This is a genomic window from Pantoea sp. X-Soil-MYKO-1785 (assembly GCF_059730675.1).
Genome location: NZ_AP036000.1, coordinates 2,798,262 through 2,817,429, shown reverse-complemented (window position 1 = coordinate 2,817,429; position 19,168 = coordinate 2,798,262). Strand labels below are relative to the sequence as shown.

The 19,168-nt window shown below is 57.8% G+C and carries 17 protein-coding genes and 1 riboswitch; of the genes, 5 read left to right on the top strand and 12 right to left on the bottom strand.

Annotated elements, in window-relative coordinates; translation table 11 throughout:
- Positions 1-148: 148 nt before the first annotated feature.
- Positions 149-2,182 carry a methionine--tRNA ligase gene (gene metG / locus AC6I8D_RS13470; protein ID WP_497820340.1) on the bottom strand — a complete coding sequence of 678 codons (2,034 nt, stop codon included), beginning with the start codon at positions 2,180-2,182 and terminating at the stop codon, positions 149-151.
- Positions 2,183-2,359: 177 nt separating this feature from the next.
- Between metG and apbC the strand changes: the two genes are divergently transcribed.
- On the top strand, positions 2,360-3,472 hold the full coding sequence (gene apbC / locus AC6I8D_RS13465; protein WP_312055457.1) for an iron-sulfur cluster carrier protein ApbC: 1,113 nt from the start codon (positions 2,360-2,362) through the stop codon (positions 3,470-3,472).
- On the opposite strand, the gene AC6I8D_RS13460 is transcribed toward apbC, so the two are convergent.
- On the bottom strand, positions 3,469-3,924 hold the full coding sequence (locus tag AC6I8D_RS13460; RefSeq protein ID WP_312760303.1) for a GNAT family N-acetyltransferase: 456 nt from the start codon (positions 3,922-3,924) through the stop codon (positions 3,469-3,471). The two genes, apbC and AC6I8D_RS13460, sit on opposite strands and share 4 nt — an antisense overlap.
- Positions 3,925-4,161: 237 nt before the next feature.
- Between AC6I8D_RS13460 and ahpC the strand changes: the two genes are divergently transcribed.
- Positions 4,162-4,725: an alkyl hydroperoxide reductase subunit C gene (ahpC, locus tag AC6I8D_RS13455; RefSeq protein WP_010617942.1), complete on the top strand. Its 564-nt coding sequence runs from the start codon at positions 4,162-4,164 to the stop codon at positions 4,723-4,725.
- Positions 4,726-4,796: 71 nt separating this feature from the next.
- Complete coding sequence (ahpF, locus tag AC6I8D_RS13450; protein ID WP_312055459.1) at positions 4,797-6,365, top strand: alkyl hydroperoxide reductase subunit F; 1,569 nt, start codon at positions 4,797-4,799, stop codon at positions 6,363-6,365.
- Between the two features lie 52 nt (positions 6,366-6,417).
- Here the strand turns inward: ahpF and AC6I8D_RS13445 are convergent, their stop codons facing one another.
- Both AC6I8D_RS13445 and AC6I8D_RS13440 read right to left on the bottom strand, forming a co-directional pair.
- Positions 6,418-7,377, bottom strand: coding sequence for an AEC family transporter (locus tag AC6I8D_RS13445; RefSeq protein WP_312055460.1), 960 nt, complete (start codon positions 7,375-7,377; stop codon positions 6,418-6,420).
- A gap of 98 nt (positions 7,378-7,475) precedes the next feature.
- Positions 7,476-7,673, bottom strand: a complete 198-nt coding sequence (locus tag AC6I8D_RS13440) for a hypothetical protein (protein ID WP_312055507.1) — start codon at positions 7,671-7,673, stop codon at positions 7,476-7,478.
- A gap of 321 nt (positions 7,674-7,994) precedes the next feature.
- Positions 7,995-8,096, top strand: a riboswitch (TPP riboswitch).
- 34 nt (positions 8,097-8,130) lie between these two features.
- Between AC6I8D_RS13440 and thiM the strand changes: the two genes are divergently transcribed.
- Together thiM and thiD are read left to right on the top strand one after the other, a co-directional pair.
- Positions 8,131-8,928 (top strand): hydroxyethylthiazole kinase, encoded by a 798-nt coding sequence (thiM, locus tag AC6I8D_RS13435; protein WP_497820685.1) that lies wholly within the window; start codon positions 8,131-8,133, stop codon positions 8,926-8,928.
- Positions 8,915-9,715: a bifunctional hydroxymethylpyrimidine kinase/phosphomethylpyrimidine kinase gene (thiD, locus tag AC6I8D_RS13430; RefSeq protein WP_312760300.1), complete on the top strand. Its 801-nt coding sequence runs from the start codon at positions 8,915-8,917 to the stop codon at positions 9,713-9,715. The genes thiM and thiD overlap by 14 nt, the downstream gene beginning before the upstream one ends.
- A 50-nt stretch (positions 9,716-9,765) precedes the next feature.
- Here thiD and AC6I8D_RS13425 read toward each other — a convergent pair whose 3' ends face one another.
- The 8 genes from AC6I8D_RS13425 to baeR all read right to left on the bottom strand — a co-directional run bounded on the left by AC6I8D_RS13425 (position 9,766) and on the right by baeR (position 19,167).
- Complete coding sequence (locus AC6I8D_RS13425; RefSeq protein WP_312055462.1) at positions 9,766-10,452, bottom strand: GntR family transcriptional regulator; 687 nt, start codon at positions 10,450-10,452, stop codon at positions 9,766-9,768.
- Between the two features lie 100 nt (positions 10,453-10,552).
- Positions 10,553-12,016, bottom strand: coding sequence for a mannitol dehydrogenase family protein (locus tag AC6I8D_RS13420; RefSeq protein WP_497820339.1), 1,464 nt, complete (start codon positions 12,014-12,016; stop codon positions 10,553-10,555).
- Positions 12,017-12,083: 67 nt separating this feature from the next.
- The gene (locus AC6I8D_RS13415; protein WP_031377177.1) at positions 12,084-13,367 is read right to left on the bottom strand and encodes an MFS transporter; all 1,284 of its coding nucleotides are present in this window, start codon (positions 13,365-13,367) and stop codon (positions 12,084-12,086) included.
- An 80-nt stretch (positions 13,368-13,447) separates the two neighbouring features.
- Positions 13,448-14,458, bottom strand: a complete 1,011-nt coding sequence (locus AC6I8D_RS13410; protein WP_031377176.1) for a Zn-dependent oxidoreductase — start codon at positions 14,456-14,458, stop codon at positions 13,448-13,450.
- Between the two features lie 10 nt (positions 14,459-14,468).
- Positions 14,469-15,683, bottom strand: coding sequence for a D-mannonate dehydratase ManD (gene manD, locus AC6I8D_RS13405; protein ID WP_031377175.1), 1,215 nt, complete (start codon positions 15,681-15,683; stop codon positions 14,469-14,471).
- A 145-nt stretch (positions 15,684-15,828) separates the two neighbouring features.
- Positions 15,829-16,728, bottom strand: coding sequence for a lipid kinase YegS (gene yegS, locus AC6I8D_RS13400; protein ID WP_312055465.1), 900 nt, complete (start codon positions 16,726-16,728; stop codon positions 15,829-15,831).
- A 222-nt stretch (positions 16,729-16,950) separates the two neighbouring features.
- Positions 16,951-18,333, bottom strand: a complete 1,383-nt coding sequence (trhP, locus tag AC6I8D_RS13395) for a prephenate-dependent tRNA uridine(34) hydroxylase TrhP (protein ID WP_497820338.1) — start codon at positions 18,331-18,333, stop codon at positions 16,951-16,953.
- Positions 18,334-18,459: 126 nt separating this feature from the next.
- Positions 18,460-19,167: an envelope stress response regulator BaeR gene (baeR, locus tag AC6I8D_RS13390; protein ID WP_031377173.1), complete on the bottom strand. Its 708-nt coding sequence runs from the start codon at positions 19,165-19,167 to the stop codon at positions 18,460-18,462.
- Position 19,168 lies beyond the last annotated feature (1 nt).

Sequence of the window (19,168 nt, the reverse complement as noted above, 5' to 3'; positions counted from 1 at the left end):
TTCGGCTGAGTTAGCGTTAAACAGACAAAGCAGAGCGGAGAAGAAACCAAAAAGCACGGAGGGAATACCGGACGGCTGAATTGCAGAGATAAAGCGGAAGCTCCCCTTGCACCGGCAACCTGGCGTAAGGGGAGTCAAGCGTGTGGGATTACTTGACCGGCATACCCGGTACCGCACCGCTGTCTACCGACAGGACAAACAGATCTTTACCGCCCGGTCCCGCCGACAGCACCATCCCTTCGGAGATGCCAAAGCGCATTTTACGCGGCGCCAGGTTAGCAACGATGATAGTCATCTTGCCGACCAGCACCGACGGATCGGGATAGGCCGCACGAATGCCGGAGAAGATCTGACGCTTCTCGCCACCCAGGTCGAGTTGCAGACGCAACAGCTTGTCTGAGCCATCGACCAGCTCCGCCTGCTCAATCAGCGCTACCCGCATGTCGACTTTAGCGAAGTCATCGATGGTGATGGTGTCACCAACCGGCGCATCTGCCAGCGGACCGCTAACCGCCGGGACGCTGGCCGCGGCGGCATCCTCTTTCGACGCCTCAATCAGACCCTCGACCTTCGCCATTTCAATCCGGCTGTAGAGCGCTTTAAATGGCGCAACCTGATGATCCAGCAGCGGCTGCGGAATCGCATCCCAGCTCAGTTCGCAGTTAAGGAAGCCTTCTGCGCGCGCGCTCAGCGACGGCAGCACCGGCTTCAGCCAGGTCATCAGCACGCGGAACAGGTTAATCCCCATCGAGCAGATCGCCTGCAGATCGGCGTCGCGGCCTTCCTGCTTCGCGACCACCCACGGTGCCTGCTCATCAACGTAGCGGTTTGCCAGGTCAGCCAGCGCCATGATTTCGCGGATCGCGCGGCTGTATTCGCGGCTCGCCCAGGCTTCACCGATCTTCTCTGACGCATCAACAAAGGTCTGATAGAGCACCGGATCGGCCAGTTCAGCCGCCAGCTTGCCGTCAAAGCGTTTGGTGATAAAGCCGGCGTTACGTGACGCCAGGTTCACCACTTTATTGACGATGTCAGCGTTGACGCGCTGAACGAAATCTTCCAGGTTCAGGTCGATGTCGTCGATGCGTGAAGAGAGTTTTGCCGCGTAGTAGTAACGCAGGCTGTCTGCATCCAGATGCTGCAGCCAGGTGCTGGCTTTAATAAAGGTGCCGCGCGATTTCGACATCTTGGCGCCATTGACCGTCACATAACCGTGGACAAACAGGTTGTTCGGTTTGCGGAAGTCGCTGCCTTCCAGCATCGCTGGCCAGAACAGGCTGTGGAAGTAGACGATATCTTTACCGATAAAGTGATACAGCTCGGTGGTGGAATCTTTACGCCAGAATTCGTCGAAGTCGATATCGCCACGCTTGTCGCACAGGTTCCTGAACGAGCCCATGTAGCCGATCGGCGCATCCAGCCAGACGTAAAAATATTTGCCTGGCGCATCCGGGATTTCAAAGCCGAAATAGGGCGCGTCACGTGAGATATCCCACTGCTGCAGGCCCGATTCGAACCACTCCTGCATCTTATTAGCGACCTGATCCTGCAATGCACCGGAACGGGTCCAGGCCTGCAGCATGGCGCTGAATGATGGCAGATCAAAGAAGAAGTGTTCTGAATCGCGCAGCACCGGCGTCGCACCGGAGACCACCGATTTTGGATCAATCAGTTCGGTCGGGCTGTAGGTCGCGCCGCAGACTTCACAGTTATCACCGTACTGATCGGCAGACTTACATTTCGGGCAGGTGCCTTTAACAAAACGGTCCGGCAGGAACATCCCTTTTTCCGGATCGTAGAGCTGAGAAATGGTGCGGTTCTTAATAAAACCGTTCTCTTTCAGGCGACCATAGATCAGCGCCGACAGCTGGCGGTTCTCTTCACCGTGGGTTGAGTGATAGTTGTCATAGCTGACGTTGAAACCGGAAAAATCGGCTTCATGCTCTTGTTTCATTTCAGCAATCATCTGCTCTGGCGCAATACCCAGCTGCTGGGCTTTCAGCATAATCGGCGTGCCGTGCGCGTCATCAGCGCAGATGAAGTAAACCTGATTGCCACGCATTCGCTGGTAACGCACCCAAATGTCTGCCTGGATATGCTCGAGCATATGGCCGAGATGGATTGATCCGTTCGCGTACGGCAGCGCGCAGGTTACCAGAATTTTTTTAGCGACTTGAGTCATAGTTTGCGTAGCTTTCTGTTGATTGAAAAAACGGGCTTAGATGGTAACCGAAGGCTCCGCTGGCGTAAACACAAGGGATTCGCCACCGGCAGTCGCCGCGAAACGGTGGCCATCTGATATCATTGAAAATACATCGCTGAAGCTCAGCGTAAGAACAGCATAAAAAAGGAGTGGGGGATGACAGTACAATCCCGGGAACCGCATACGCCTGAAGCGCTGCGCGCCATCGTGGTCGGCGTACTGAGAGGCTTTGAGCATCCGACGCTGCAACAGAATCTCACCGCGCTGAAAGCGTTGCATCACGTGGCACAGCTGGACGGTAAGCTGCATATCGAGCTGATCATGCCGTTCGCCTGGGCGAGTGCCTTTGAAGAGCTGAAGGCGCAGACCAGCGCCGAGCTGCTGCGCCTGACCGGCACGCGCGCGATTGACTGGCGTTTAAGCCATGATATCGCCACTCTGAAGCGGGTGAAAAACCAGCCTGGCGTTAACGGCGTGAAAAATATTATCGCCGTCAGCTCAGGTAAAGGTGGGGTGGGCAAATCCAGCACTGCGGTCAATATGGCGCTGGCGCTGGCCGCCGAGGGCGCGCGCGTCGGTATCCTCGACGCCGATATCTATGGCCCCTCGGTGCCCAACATGCTGGGCACCGAACATGAACGGCCAACTTCACCCGATGGCACCCACATGGCACCGATTATGGCGCACGGGCTGGCCACCAACTCGATTGGCTATCTGGTGACTGACGATAACGCGATGGTGTGGCGCGGGCCGATGGCCAGCAAAGCGCTGATGCAGCTGCTGAACGAGACGATGTGGCCGGAGCTGGATTATCTGGTGCTGGATATGCCACCGGGCACCGGCGATATCCAGCTGACGCTGGCGCAGAATGTCCCGGTGACCGGCGCGCTGGTGGTCACCACGCCGCAGGATATTGCGCTGATCGACGCCCGCAAAGGCATCGTGATGTTTGAAAAAGTCAGCGTGCCGGTGCTGGGCGTGGTCGAGAACATGAGCCTGCACATCTGCAGCCAGTGTGGCTTCCACGAACCGATTTTCGGCACTGGCGGGGCGCAAAAGCTGGTGGCTGATTACCACACGCAGCTGCTGGCACAGCTGCCGTTGCACATTAACCTGCGTGAAGATCTGGATGCGGGCCAGCCGACGGTGATCAGCCGTCCGGACAGTGAATTCACCGCGCTCTACCGCCAGCTTGCCGGACGGGTCGCCGCCCAGCTTTACTGGCAGGGCGAGGTCATTCCTGGCGACATCGCCTTCCGCGCACTTTAAGCCCGACCCGACCCGCTGGTGTATTCAGACGCCAGCGGGTAGTGCATCAGCACATAGCCTCCCTGATCCCCTTCGCCCTGCGCAATCATCTTCCAGCCGTGCTTCAGATAAAATGCCTGCGCCGCTTTGTTCTTCGTCAGGCACTTCAGCGCCCCGGTCGAGGTAAAGCGCGCCTGAACCGCTTCCAGCAACGCGCTGCCTGCGCCGCGGCCCTGCCAGTCGGGATCGACATACAGGCTGTGCAGAAAATTATCATTCTCCAGCAGGCCGGCAAATCCGACGCGCTGACCGTCACATTCCGCCACCAGTACGGTTTCACCGAGGATGACACTATCAAAATCTTCCAGCTGCCACTCGCTGCCATCCAGCCAGCGCCAGTTATGCCGCCGCGCCGCCAGAAACAGCGTACGCAAAAAAGGCCGATCGGCTTCAGTAAACGGACGAATCTCCACAAGTCAGCTCCCTTTATCTCCGGTCTTACAAAGCTAGCAGCGATTGGCCGAAAAGATTTGAAAAGTATAAAGCGGGTTAATTGTCCCGGCATTCCCTGTACACTGCCTCGCGGGCCAGAGAGCACCCAGCTTTCCGCGTTTGATAGCTTTCGTTTATTTGATTGATAACGACTGCATATTAGATGTTGGCCCGAAAATTCTGTAACGTACATCACATAATTCAACGGAGGCCATCAGATGTCTATTATCAATACCAAAATCAAGCCGTTTAAAAACGCAGCATTCAAAAACGGCGAGTTCATCGACGTAACCGAGAAAGACGTTGAAGGTAAATGGAGTGTGTTCTTCTTCTACCCGGCTGACTTCACTTTCGTTTGCCCGACCGAACTGGGCGACGTGGCCGATCACTATGAAGAGTTCCAGAAACTGGGCGTAGATATCTACTCCGTTTCAACTGACACCCACTTTACCCACAAAGCCTGGCACGGTTCTTCAGACACCATCGCGAAGATCCAGTACGCAATGATCGGCGACCCGACTGGCGCGCTGACCCGTAACTTCGAAATCATGCGTGAAGCAGAAGGCCTGGCTGACCGTGGTACGTTCATCGTTGACCCGGAAGGCATCATCCAGGCGATCGAAATCACTGCTGAAGGTATCGGCCGTGACGCGTCTGACCTGCTGCGCAAAGTGAAAGCGGCACAGTACGTTGCTTCTCACCCAGGCGAAGTGTGCCCGGCGAAATGGAAAGAAGGTGATGCAACACTGGCTCCATCTCTGGACCTGGTTGGCAAAATCTAATCCCGCTTCGGCCTTTCGATCTTTCTCTCATCGGGTGCCACGGCACCCGATTTTTTGACCAGGATATCACTATGCTCGACACAAATTTGAAGACGCAACTCAAGGCCTACCTTGAGAAATTAACCAAACCTGTTGAGTTGATTGCCACTCTGGACGAGGGTGCCAAATCAACCGAGATCCGTGAGCTGTTGGTCGATATCGCAGGCCTGTCTGATAAGGTCAGCTTCCGCGAAGAGAACGATCGTCAGGTCCGCAAGCCATCGTTTTTAATCACTAACCCAGGCTCGAACAGCGGTCCGCGTTTTGCCGGTTCGCCACTGGGTCACGAATTTACCTCATTGGTGCTGGCGCTGTTGCAGACCGGTGGGCATCCGTCAAAAGAAGCGCAGAGCCTGCTGGATCAGGTTGTCGCGCTGGATGGCGATTTCCATTTCGAAACCTACTATTCGCTGTCATGCCATAACTGCCCTGACGTGGTACAGGCGCTGAACCTGATGGCGGTGCTGAATCCACGCATCAGCCACACCGCGATTGACGGTGGCCTGTTCCAGAATGAAATTCAGGAACGCAACGTGATGGGCGTGCCGGCGGTTTACCTCAACGGTAAAGAGTTTGGTCAGGGTCGCATGAGCCTGGCGGAAATCGTCAGCAAAGTAGACACCAACGCCGACAAACGTGCCGCAGAAGAGCTGAACAAGCGTGATGCGTATGACGTACTGATTATCGGTAGCGGCCCGGCGGGCGCAGCAGCAGCGATCTATTCTGCCCGTAAAGGCATTCGTACCGGTCTGATGGGCGAGCGTTTCGGTGGCCAGGTGCTGGACACCGTTGATATCGAAAACTATATTTCTGTGCCGAAAACCGAAGGGGCAAAACTGGCGGGCTCACTGCGCGCTCACGTCGATGATTACAATGTTGATGTGATTGAGAGCCAGAGCGCGATCAAGCTGATCCCGGCTGCTGCTGTGGGTGGCCTGCATGCGGTTGAAACTGCTTCCGGCGCGGTACTGAAATCACGCAGCATCATCCTGGCGACCGGCGCACGCTGGCGTAACATGGGTGTGCCGGGCGAAGAAGAGTATCGCACCAAAGGCGTCACCTACTGCCCACACTGTGACGGCCCGTTGTTTAAAGGCAAGCGCACCGCAGTTATCGGCGGCGGTAACTCCGGCGTTGAAGCGGCGATTGACCTGGCCGGTATTGTTGAACATGTGACGCTGCTGGAGTTTGCCGGTGAAATGCGCGCTGACCAGGTGCTGCAGGATAAACTGCGCAGCCTGAAAAACGTAGATGTGATCCTGAATGCCCAGACCACCGAAGTGAAAGGCGACGGCAGCAAGGTGACCGGTCTGCAGTATATCGACCGTACCAGCCAGACCACGCACGAACTGGCGCTGTCCGGCATCTTCGTTCAGATCGGCCTGCTGCCTAATACTCCATGGCTGGAAGGCGCGGTTGAGCGCAACAAAATGGGCGAAATCATCATTGATGCCAAGTGCGAAACCAGCCTGAAAGGCGTGTTCGCGGCGGGTGACTGTACCACGGTTCCGTACAAGCAGATCATCATCGCCAGCGGCGAGGGTGCGAAAGCCTCACTGAGCGCCTTTGATTACCTGATTCGTACCAAAGCGGCTGAATAAGTTTTGCGATAGCCACGCAACAGCCCCTCGACTGATGTTGAGGGGCTTTTTTTTAATATCCCGCCAGCGTCATCAGCATCATCCACAGCGGCGTGGTCACCGCAGCAAACAGCGTCGAAAACAGCATGCTGGCAGCGGCCGGGCCGGTAATCACATTAAACTTCTGCGACATCAGGTAGACGTTGACCCCGACCGCCATCGATCCCAGCAGCACCACCACTTTACTCTCCAGCGGCGGCAGGCCGGTCAGCCAGGCGATGGCCCACACCGTCATCGGTTGCAGCACCAGCTTGAGCAGGCAGAGGGTATAACTCTCTTTCAGTCCTTCCCGCACCCGGTAATGAGCGAGGCTCATGCCAAGAGTAACCAGCGACAGCGGGGCGGCGATCGATCCCAGCATCCGCAGCGGTTCCGCGGCCAGCAGCGGCAGCGGACGCTGCAAAAAGCTCCAGCCGGTACCGCTGAGAATGCCAATAATCAGCGGATTCTTCAGCACGCCGATCGCGGTGCGTCCCAGCCCCTGCAGCGAGAAGCTGCCCTGTTTCGCCCACTCAACCGAGATTGTCAGCAGGGTCCAGAGGATCAGGCTGTTAAACACCAGCACCAGCGCCACCGAGGGCAGGGACGCTGGCCCCAGCAGCACCGTCGCCACCGGAATGCCGAGCATCACGTTATTGGAAAAGATGCCGCCCAGCGCGAAGACCGAGCCAGCAACGCCATCCAGCTTAAACAGCCGTTTTGCCACTATCCGGCCGACGATAAACACCAGCAGGCAGCTGCCAAAAAAGGCCAGCAGCAGCCGCGCGTCAACCGGCGGGCTCTGGTAGAAATGGCTCATCACGCCAAACAGCATGCAGGGCAGCGCGACGTTGAACACGAAGCGGTTCATCCCTTCGCTGATGCTGGCGGGCCATTTACCCAATCGCGTCAGGCCGTAGCCCAGCAGGATAAGAATAAACAGCGGTGCGGACAGATAGATTTGATGACTTAAGCTTTCAAACAGCAGTGGCATAGAGAGAGTCTGATCAGACGATGATTAGTTACCAGACTAACAAATTGCTAACTAACTGTTAACTTTAACTGTGTCTGAGCCGCTCGCCGTCAGGGCCGCTATCCCAGCCAGCGGCGCGCCTGTTGATCGCTGATATCCCGATAATAAACACGATGAATTGTTTCGCCGCAGCGCAGACAGCGGGCGGAAATATAGGTGGAAAGATAGTATCTGCCGTTTGGCGCGATAGCGCCACGGCGTTCGATAATAATGTCCTGCCATCGATGACGGTGTGGAATAAGCGCTGACAATCGCATCATACATCCTGAATAGTATGAAGTTCCGCTCCTGGAGTGGTTTAACTCCATGAAATGAGGTGTTTTTTCGGCGATGCTCTACGCAGGCTAATTATTATGGCTGGCTACCGCTTATGGGCGGAACCCGATGCCGCGATGGGCAGCACCTGTGCTCTGGCTTAAATGGCTACCTCAAAAGAGGTAGTTTTATGGCCCGCAGCATTAAGCCTGTTTTTGCCGTAGCGAGAATTGATCAGGATCATGCGAAGTGTCAGCGGCGCGAGGATGGGTGACGTGGCTGTGGCTTGCTTTCGCGGCGCCACCTCCTTATGCTGCAGGCTGTAACACGACTCGGGGTGCCGCTTTCCATACGGAGAGGGCTGAGAAATACCCGTATTACCTGAACTGGATAATGCCAGCGTAGGGAAGTCTGATGCCTGACCGCATTCGCCTTCTTGTTCGCCGGTTGGGAGCTATGATGACACATCAATCTCAACACCTTTCTGCTGCGCAATTCGCGCCCATTCTGCACCGTTTCCGCCGTCAGTCACCGCTGGTGCACTGCATGACCAACGACGTGGTACAAAACTTCACCGCCAATGTGCTGCTGTCGCTCAACGCTTCGCCAGCGATGGTGATTGATGCGGAGGAAGCCGCGCAGTTCAGCGGCTTTGCCGATGCCTTACTGATAAACGTCGGAACGCTGACCGTTGAGCGCCAGCAGGCGATGCAGGCGGCAGTCATGGCCGCCAGGCAGGCGGGAACGCCCTGGACACTGGACCCGGTGGCGGTCGGCGCACTGACGCTGCGCACCACTTTCTGCCAGCGGCTGCTGAGCCAGCAGCCGGCGGTGATCCGCGGTAACGCGTCAGAGATCATGGCGCTGGCGCAACAGGCCAGCGGCGGACGCGGAGTGGATAGCCTGCATCAGGCGGATGCAGCGCTGGAGGCTGCCCGGCAGCTGGCCCGCGACTATCAAACGCTGGTGATTGTGACCGGCGAAGTAGACTACGCCACCGACGGCCAGCGCACCTTTGCCATTCGCGGCGGCAGCCCGTTAATGACGCGGGTGGTCGGCACCGGCTGTGCGCTGTCGGCGGTGGTAGCCGGCTTCAGCAGTCTGAGCGGCGATCGGCTGCTCAACGTTGCCAGTGCCTGTCAGGTGATGGCGCGGGCCGGTGAACAGGCGGCGGCAAGCTCAGCCGGCCCCGGCAGTTTTGCCACAGCGTTTCTTGATGCGCTCTGGACGCTGGAGGTTGACCATGAAACGCATTAATGCACTGACCATCGCCGGGACCGATCCCAGCGGCGGGGCAGGGATTCAGGCTGATTTGAAAACCTTTTCAGCGCTGGGCGCGTATGGCACCAGCGTGATCACCGCGCTGGTGGCGCAAAATACCCGTGGCGTTCAGTCGGTCTACCGGATTGATGCAGACTTTGTGGCCGCCCAGCTCGACTCGGTGCTGGACGATGTGCGCATCGACAGCGCTAAAATTGGCATGTTGTCGGAAACCGCCATCGTCGGGCAGGTTGCGGCGCGGCTGAAACGCAGCGCAATTCCTTTCGTGGTGCTGGATACGGTGATGGTGGCGAAAAGCGGCGATCCGCTGTTATCCGCCGATGCCATTGCCAGCGTCCGCGAACTGCTGTTACCGCAGGTGTCGCTGATTACGCCGAATCTGCCGGAAGCAGCAGCGTTGCTGGGGTGCGCGGTGGCGGAGAGCGAAGCGCAGATGCGGGCGCAGGGCGAGGCGTTGCTGGCGGCGGGATGTCAGGCAGTATTGATCAAGGGCGGTCACCTGACGGCTGATAACAGCCCGGACTGGCTGATCACCCCGTCGGGCCAGCAGCGGTTCAGCACCGCGCGGGTCAATACCCGTCATACTCACGGCACCGGCTGCACGCTGTCAGCGGCGCTGGCGGCGTTGCGTCCGCGTCACGCCGACTGGGCTGATACGATCACCGAAGCGAAAGCCTGGCTGCAGCAGGCGTTGTTACAGGCGGATACACTGGAGGTCGGTACGGGAATCGGGCCGGTGCACCATTTTCATCAGTGGTGGTAGCGGTAGATGCGCCATCCCGCGCTGAGGCGGCGGGACGGCACATTACCGTGTCAGGGTGCTTCAAACCAGGCGCTGTTGCGCTCGGCGATAGGGGTTATTGAGAAAATCATCTCCTGCAAATGACGGCGCATCGCGGCTTCGGCGGCGTCTGCGTCGTGATGTTTCAACGCTGAAAAAATCTCCTCATGCTGCTCAATCAGGCTTTCCGGCGGTGAAACTTCACTCAGGGTGAGAAAACGCACCCGGTCCATCGCTGCTTTGATGTTCTCGACGGTTTCCCACGCCAGCTTGCAATCAATACTCTCGGCAATCAGCCGGTGAAACTCATCATCAAGGCTGAGAAACGCCTGGCTGTCATGCCGCTCAGCCGACATGCGTTGCAGCTGAAGGTTGTGTTCCAGCATCATCAGCGCCGGCTCGCCAATTTCCAGCGCCGCACGGCGCACCACGGAAACCTCCACCGCTTCACGGATGAAACGGCCGTCCGCCACCCGTTTGGCGGAAATTTTACGCACAAAGGTGCCGCGCTGCGGCAATACCTGTACCAGTCCGGCTTCGGCCAGCTTGATGAACGCTTCGCGCACCGGCTGGCGTGAGACGTTAAAACGCGCAGAGACCTCTTTTTCCGACAGCAGCGAACCCGGCTGAATCACACAGGTCACGATATCTTTGCGCAAAAACCGGTAAATCTGCTGATTCACCGGTTCGCTGGTGGTAATGGTATAGGCGATCGACATGCAGCAATATCCATATTACGGCTGGCTGGTGCCAGCCCGAAGGGAAAGAGTCAGTCTAATCAGCACGCTGCGTCTGCGCCAGTGCTTTGTCATCACAGCATCAGGCGCGGGTCATGTACTGCTGCACCGTCGCACGCGCACCCTGGGTAGTCAGCTGCTGATAACAGGCGGTCAGCCGGGCGACCAGATCGGCGTTGCCTGCCAGGTCGTCGCCGAAGATCTGGCGCAGGCCGAGTAGCGCACGCACGCGCGCTTCACCTTCTTCGCTGCTGGCCACGCATTCTGCCAGCGTCGTCTTCAGCGGATCGCGAACCTCAATCGGCTGACCTTGTTCGTCGGTCCCCCCGACATAGCGCATCCAGCCAGCCACGCCGAGCAGCAGCAGTTCACAGCGGCTGTTATTGCTCAGATGCCAGCGCAGACTGTCCAGCAGACGCTGCGGTAACTTTTGCGATCCGTCAGTAGCGATTTGCCAGGTACGATGTTTGATGGCGCGGTTTTCGTAGCGGGCGATCAGCGAATCGGCATAGGCTTCAAGGTCCACGCCCTGGGTGCGCAAGGTGGGAGCCTGCTCATCGACCATCAGTGAACGGGCAGCGGCGCGGAAGTGCGGATCGGCCATGCAGTCGCTGATGTGCTGATAACCGGCAAGATAGCCGAGGTAGGCGAGAAACGAGTGGCTGCCATTCAGCATCCGCAGTTTCATCTCTTCATACGGCAAGACGTCGCTGACCAGCTCTGCACCCGCCTTTTCCCACGCCGGACGACCGCTGACAAAGTTATCTTCAATAACCCACTGAAAGAACGGTTCCGCTTCAACCGCCACCGGGTCACGGGAGCCGAGCCGCCCGGCCAGCGCGTCAAAAGCTGCCTCGGTCATGGCCGGCACGATGCGGTCAACCATGGTCGAGGGGAAAGTGACATGTTGCTGAATGTACTCAGCCAGCGCCGCATCCTGGCGCTGCGCCAGCTGCACAATCACGTTGCGGGTGACGTGGCCATTCTCCGGCATGTTGTCACACGACATCACGCTGAAGGGCGGCAGACCGAGTTGCCGACGGCGATTAATCGCAGCCAGAATCAGCCCTGGCAACGAACGCGGCGTCTGTGGATTGTCGAGGTCATGCAGGATATCGGGATGATCCGGGTTCAGATTGCCGCTGGCTGGCTGATGGCAATAGCCTTTCTCAGTCACGGTCATTGAAACAATCGCCACCTCGGGCTGACACATGGCGTTAATCACCGCCTCAATGCCGTCGCCTTTGCCGTGCAGCGCCGCAGTAATCACGCCGATCACCCGGGTCTGCAGCGAATCATTCGCCATTTCGGTCAGGGTATAGAGCAACTGCTGTTCACGCAGCGCCTGAATCAGTTCGCCGCTGTTGAGGTTCACTTCGCAGTAACCCCAGTCACTGCCGTGTTCGGCGGCCAGCTTATCGCTGCACAGCGCCTGATGCGCGCGGTGAAAGGCACCAAAGCCGATATGTACCATACGGGTTTTAAGCTGGGCCCGGTCATAGGCAGGGCGCTGGATCTCAGCGGGCAGGCGATCGATCTGTAACATAGTCCGTCCTTATGGCAAACGGGGCGCGAGGCGCCCCGAAATCAGTGATCGTGTTGCGTAATGAGGGTTACACCGAAACCGGCTTATCCTGGGTCTTCGGGCTGCGGATCACAAACAGCACCAGGAAGGCACCCAGTGCGGCAACAGCGCCCGCCAGCACAAAGGCGCTGTCAAACTTACCGGTGTGCTGAACGATAAAGCCGGTCACAATCGGGCCGATGATGCCGGAAAGGCTGCCGACCAGGTGGATAAAGCCGCTGATGCTGCCGACGCGGCTCTTGTGCACCACATCCTGGATAATCGCCCAGTAGATCGCGCCGGTAATGTAGAGGAAGAAGATCGAAACCGACATCATCATCACCGCAGGAACCACCTCTTTTATCGTACCTGCCAGCGCTACACAAATTGCCGCCGCCAGCAGTGAGACCACCAGCACAATTTTACGTGACAACAACAGTTTGCCGGTGATGTTAAAGATTTTATCGGAGATCCAGCCGCCCAGCGCCAGGCCGACGAAACCCACAATCCACGGGATCATTGTGGTAATGCTCATCGACTTAATATCCAGACCATGCGCCTGCACCAGATAGGCCGGGAACCAGCTCAGGAAGAAGAACAGGATGTAGTTGTAGCAGAAGAAGGCAAAGGCGGTCACCAGGATGATTGGCTGACGCAGGTAGTAGCCAAACGGATGGGCAGTTTCTGACAGATCGGCCTCATCGTTAGGGTTAGCCGCTTTCAGGCGTTCAATTAAGAGACGTTCCTCTTCGCTGACCCGTTTGCTTTTCGCCGGGTTATCCGCGGCAAAGAACAGCCAGAAGGTCATCCACACCAGACCGATGCAGCAGACGATGATGAAGGCCGGACGCCAGCCGTACGCCAGCGCCAGATAACCGATGATCGGACCGGCAACCGCGCCACCCAGTGGCGAACCGGCGCTGAGTAAGCCCATCGCGGTGGCTGCCTGTTTTTTGGGAAACCAGCCGTTGATCGCTTTATTCGCCGAGGCGCAGATCGGGCCTTCAGCCATGCCGAACAGCACGCGCAGGATCAGCAACGACCAGAAACCGGTCGCCAGCGCAGTCATGCCGCAGAAAATCGACCAGGCGCCTACCGCGACGGCCAGCACGATTTTTGGGCCAAAGCGGTCAGTGGCGAGGCCGCCGACGAAGTTAAACAGCGCGTAGCCGAAGAAGAAGCTGCCAAAGATCATGCCGAACTGCTCAGCATTGATCGCCAGATCTTTCTCTACCAGCGGCACCGTCAGTGATAAGGCAACACGATCGAGGTAATTGATCATGTAAACCAGGAACAACAGCAAAACGAGGGTCCAGCGCAGATTCTTGAACATAAAAACTCCGTGATCTGTTTTCTCTTTGTAATAAGCCGGCGGGTACGCACCGGCTGAGGACACCTGGTGTTCAGTGGGCATTAGCCCATTTGAAGGATCACTTTGCAGCAGGTGCGCGGATCTTTTTCGAACAGCGTCATGGCGCGTTCAATCTCCTGCAACGGGAAATAGTGGGTGACCAGCTTCTCTGGCTGGATTAACCCTTTTTCCATCCAGTCAATCACCTGCGGAAAGCGGTGGCTGTTGAGACGTGAGGTAAACAGCGACAACTCTTTACTGGTGAGACTTTGCTGGGTAATGCTGCAGGGTTCGCCGGAAAAGCCCAGCAGACCGATGCGCGCCGCCGGAGAGGCGAGGGCGGCCGCTTCTGCCAGAATGGTGGGATGGCAGGCCGCGTCGATAATCAGCGTCGGCTGAATGCCTTCCAGCTGCGCCGCCAGCGGGATCTCGCTGTTGTTAAACAGCCGATCGGCCCCGTTCTGCTGCGCCAGCTCCAGCCGTTCCGGCAGACGATCCACCACCATCACCTCTCTGACGTTGTAAACGCCCTTCAGCACCTGGATGGCGGTCAGTCCCATCGGACCGGCCCCGTAAATCAGCGCCACATCCTGCGGTTGCGGCTGCAGGAAAGCGGTGATGTTAGCCGCGATGGTGAACGGCTCGACCAGGCTGGCCAGCCGGTCGGGGATCGCATCCGGCAGATGATAAGCGTTGCTGGCCGGCGCCAGCGCATATTCGCTAAAGCCGCCGTCGCGATGCACGCCAATCACCTGCAGTGAGGTACAGACGTTGGGGCGACCCACCGAGCAGGGGTAGCAGTGACCGCAGCTGACCACCGGATCGACCGCCACGCGCTCGCCCAGCCGGGCCGGATCGACGCCTTCACCCAGCGCATCAATCACGCCGAAAAACTCATGACCAATCACCCGCGGATATTTAGCAAACGGGTTGTGGCCGTGCCAGATATGCACATCCGAACCGCAGATGCTGGCATAGGCCACTTTGACCCGGACTTCACCGGCCGTCGGTTGCGGCAGAGGACGTTCAGCCAGCACCAGCTCGCCCGGTTGTTCAATCACCACACTTTTCATCAGGGTCTCCTTACCAGTTCCACAGCGTACCGTCTTCCAGACGGGCCACCGGCAGATAGGCGGGTTCATAGGGATATTTCGCAGCCAGCTTCTCGTTGAACTCAATGCCCAGACCCGGTTTATCGCCAGGATGCATGTAGCCCTGATCGAAGGTCCAGTTCGCCTCGAACAGCTCCATCATCTGCTCAGAGAAGCCCATGTACTCCTGCACACCGAAGTTCGGTACCCAGAGATCGAAGTGCAGCGCCGCCGCCATGCAGATGGGTGAGAGATCGGACGGGCCGTGTGAACCGGTGCGCACCTGGTAAAGTGAGGCGAAATCGGCGATGCGGCGCATGCCGGTAATACCGCCCGCATGGGTGATGGTGGTGCGGATGTAGTCAATCAGCTGCTCTTCAATCAGCTGCTTACAGTCCCAGATGCTGTTAAACACTTCACCGACCGCAATTGGCGTCACGGTGTGCTGACGGATCAGGCGGAAGCACTCCTGGTTCTCAGCCGGCGTCGGATCTTCCATCCAGAACAGGCGATAATCTTCCACGCTCTTGCCGAAACGCGCCGCTTCAATTGGCGTCAGGCGGTGGTGCATGTCGTGCAGCAGATGTTCATCGAAGCCAAATTTGTCACGGATCGCCGCGAACAGTTTTGGCGTGAAATCGAGGTATTTCTCGGTCGACCAGAGCTGCTCTTCCGGCCAGTTGCCTTTGGTCGCCGGCTCGTAGGCCAGCCCTTTGCCTTTGGCCATGCCGTAGGTGGTTTTCATGCCCGGCACGCCGCACTGGGCGCGAATCGCCTTGAATCCCAGCTCTTTGTGCTTCGCGTAGTCGTCCATCACTTCATCAATCGAATGACCGGTGGTGTGACAGTAGACCATGACGCCGGTGCGCGACGCGCCGCCCAGCAGCTGATAAACCGGCATGTTGGCGGCTTTGCCTTTGATATCCCACAGCGCCATATCCACCGCCGAAATGGCTGACATGGTGACCGGACCGCGACGCCAGTAAGCGCCTTTATAGAAGTACTGCCAGATATCTTCGATTTGATGCGCATCGCGGCCAATCAGCTGCGGGCAAACGTGATCTTTCAGGTAGGAGGCGACCGGTAATTCGCGGCCATTCAGCGTGGCATCACCAATCCCGGTCAGGCCCTGATCGGTGGTGATTTTGACGGTGACAAAGTTTCTGCCTGCGCAGGTCACAAATACTTCAGCGTTAACAATTTTCATCCTGGTAGCCTTCAGTCAGCATTCAATGATGAAAAAATACGCGCTTTAATACTACCATACAAGTTGGCCGGGCAGAGTTGTGAAGGCAATCACAAAGCATTTACATTTGCCAAAAGAAAGGGGCTTTCGCCCCCTTGTCTGTGTATCAGGCCAGCAATGGGCACTGCGGCGGCAGGCGACAGCTCAGCGCGCCCGCCAGCACTTCAATCACAAACTCGCGGCCGGACAGCGGTTCGCCATCGAGGTTAAAGGTCATTTCATGCGGCGAACGGATAGTCAGCGACTCCAGCTGGGTGGTGACGATACCCGGATTATCATCATCACCGGTCAGCGAATGCAGCAGGGTTGGCAGCAGCTCCTGCGCGGTAACGATGCTGACATCCAGCCGTCCATCGTTAATCAGCGCTGACGGACAGAGGCGCTGTCCGCCGCCCGCCTGACGGCCATTGCCGATGCCGATCACCAGCGCATCGCCCTGCCACTGAAAGTCAGGTCCGCTGATTTCACAGGTATCGGGCTTCAGGGTATCCATCCGCATCAGACCGTGAATAAAGTAGGAGACGCCGCCGAGGGCGGACTTGAGCTTTTCCGGCGTTTCGGTGGTGATGCGGGTGCCAAAACCGCCGGTCGCCATATTAATGAAGTAGTGAGTCTGATTCACCCGCGCCAGATCGATGCTGCTGGCTTTGCCCTGGATCGCCAGCCGCAGCGCCGGTTCCATCTCTTCGGGAATGCCGACGCTGGTGGCGAAATCGTTGGCGGTGCCGAGCGGCAGAATGCCCAGTACCGGTCGATGGGCTGCGTCAGATGCCGCCAGCGCGGTGGCGATTTCATTGATGGTGCCGTCACCGCCGCCGGCGACCACGGTCTCGGCCTGCAGTGCAATCGCCTCTTTGACGTAGCGGTCGCCATCACCTTTTTCAAAGGTCACGCGCACGGCGATATCAAAGCCTTCTTCACGCAGCGAGCCGATCGCGTCACGCAGATCGTCATTGCCTGCGCCTTTTCCATTCAGGATCAGCAGCGTAAGCGATTTTTTATCCATTATCTGTTCCTTGAAGATCACCAGAGTGAGAAGGGGGGTTATAACACAGCTGACAGCTGAAAATTATTGGCGAAAGTGAGAAAAAAGAAAACCCGCACGGGGGAGCCGGGCGGGTGAATGAGGTGGTTCCAGTAATAACCTGCTGATTATTGTTACTCGTTAGCAGCAGGCGGGACTATAAGGCAGTGGCGCGCAGGGGTCTGTGATCCTGTTCTAACTTCGTCAAAATGTTTCAGATGGTAAACGATTTGCATGCGGATCGCGGGTGTCCTGACCGTGATCGAAGTTGCGCAGCAGCAGCCCAAAGCGCAAATCAACCTCTTCCGGCACCCGCAGCCAGACGCGGTGGCCGTCGCCCGGCGCAACGTCAATCGCCTCGCCGCGGCCGTTTTGCAGCGCATCCAGCTGGCACAGCAGATTCCCGGCCGGGGTCATGATCTCCAGCGTATCGTGCAGCATAAACTTGTTTTTCACCGCCACTTCCGCCCAGGCATCCCGTCGCTCTCCGGTGAATTCACCGACAAACTGCTGACGATCGGAGACCGAAAAGCCCTGCTGATAGTTCTGGTAGCTGTCGTGGGTGTGACGACGCAAAAAGCCTTCGGTGTAGCCACGGTGCGCCAGCCCTTCCAGCGTCTCCAGCAGCGAAGGATCGAAAGGTTTACCGGCGGCGGCATCGTCAATCGCCCGACGATAAACCTGCGCGGTGCGGGCGCAGTAATAGTAGGACTTGGTGCGGCCTTCAATCTTCAGCGAATGAACGCCCATCTGGCTGAGACGCTCGACGTGCGCCACCGCGCGCAGGTCTTTGGAATTCATGATGTAGGTGCCGTGCTCATCTTCAAAGGCGCTCATCACTTCGCCCGGCTTCATCTTCTCTTCCAGCAGAAAGACTTTATCCGTTGGCTGACCGAGGCCGAGGGTTGGTGTCACATCCTGCACCGGGATCGGCTGGTGAATACCGACGATGTTACCCACGTCATCCTGCTGGCCTTCTGCCACCTTATACTCCCAGCGGCAGGCGTTGGTGCAGGTACCCTGATTGGGATCGCGCTTATTCATGTAGCCGGAGAGCAGGCAGCGACCTGAATAGGCCATGCAGAGCGCGCCGTGGACAAACACCTCCAGTTCCATCTCCGGCACCTGCTGACGGATTTCGGCAATCTCCTCCAGCGACAGTTCGCGCGACAGAATCACCCGACTCAGCCCCATCTGCTGCCAGAATTTTACCGTCGCCCAGTTAACCGCGTTAGCCTGTACCGACAGATGAATCGGCATCTGCGGAAAGGCCTGCCGCACCAGCATGATCAGGCCCGGATCGGACATGATCAGCGCATCGGGCTGCATCGCCACCACCGGGGTTAAATCACGAATAAAGGTTTTCAGCTTGGCGTTATGCGGTGCAATGTTGACCACCACATAAAACTTTTTGCCCAGCGCGTGCGCTTCATCGATCCCTTTGGTGAGATTTTCATGGGTGAATTCGTTGTTGCGCACCCGCAGGCTGTAGCGCGGCTGGCCAGCGTAGACCGCATCGGCACCGTAGGCGAAGGCGTAACGCATGTTTTTCAGCGTGCCGGCAGGGGAAAGCAGTTCGGGTTTCATCGGGTTCTCACTGATGTCAGGTCAGTATGCCGCCTCAGGCGACAGCGGCAGGGCCGGTTGATGGCCCTGCTAAAGGTGCGGAATTGTAGGCAGGGAGAAAACGGAAGTAAATTGATCGGGATCAAACTAGATCAAATGACAGACGTCAGCTTCCCAGCGATAACCCATTCCATAGACGGCGCGGATAAAGGGTTGTTCACTGTCGAGGCTCTCCAGCTTGCGGCGCAGGTTTTTAATGTGGCTGTCGATGGTCCGATCGGTCACTACCCGATAGTCGTCATACAGGTGGTTGAGCAGCTGCTCGCGCGAAAAGACTTTGCCCGGCTCCAGCGACAGGGTTTTCAGCAGGCGAAATTCCGCCGGCGTCAGATCCAGCGGCCGATCGCGCCAGCTGGCGACAAAACGGCCCTCATCCACCGTCAGCAGCGAGCTGTCCGGCACCGCTTCGGTGGCGCGTTTAACCCGCCGCAGAATGGTTTTCACCCGCGCCACCACTTCGCGCGGGCTGAACGGCTTGCAGATGTAGTCATCTGCGCCGATCTCCAGCCCGAGCAGCCGATCAATCTCTTCAGTACGGGCGGTAACCATGATGATCGGCAGTTCAGAATGACGGCGGATCTCGCGGCACAGCGTCAGCCCGTCGGTGCCGGGCAGCATTAAATCCAGCAGCATCAGATCGGGCGGCGACTGGCGAACGTAGTCCAGTACCGCATTGCCATCGGCAATATGGTGAGTGCGATAGTTCGAGGCGTGCAGATAATCGATCATTAACTGCGCCAGTTTGGGTTCGTCTTCGACCACCAGAATCAGCGGGTCGTGGTTTTCCTGGCTCATA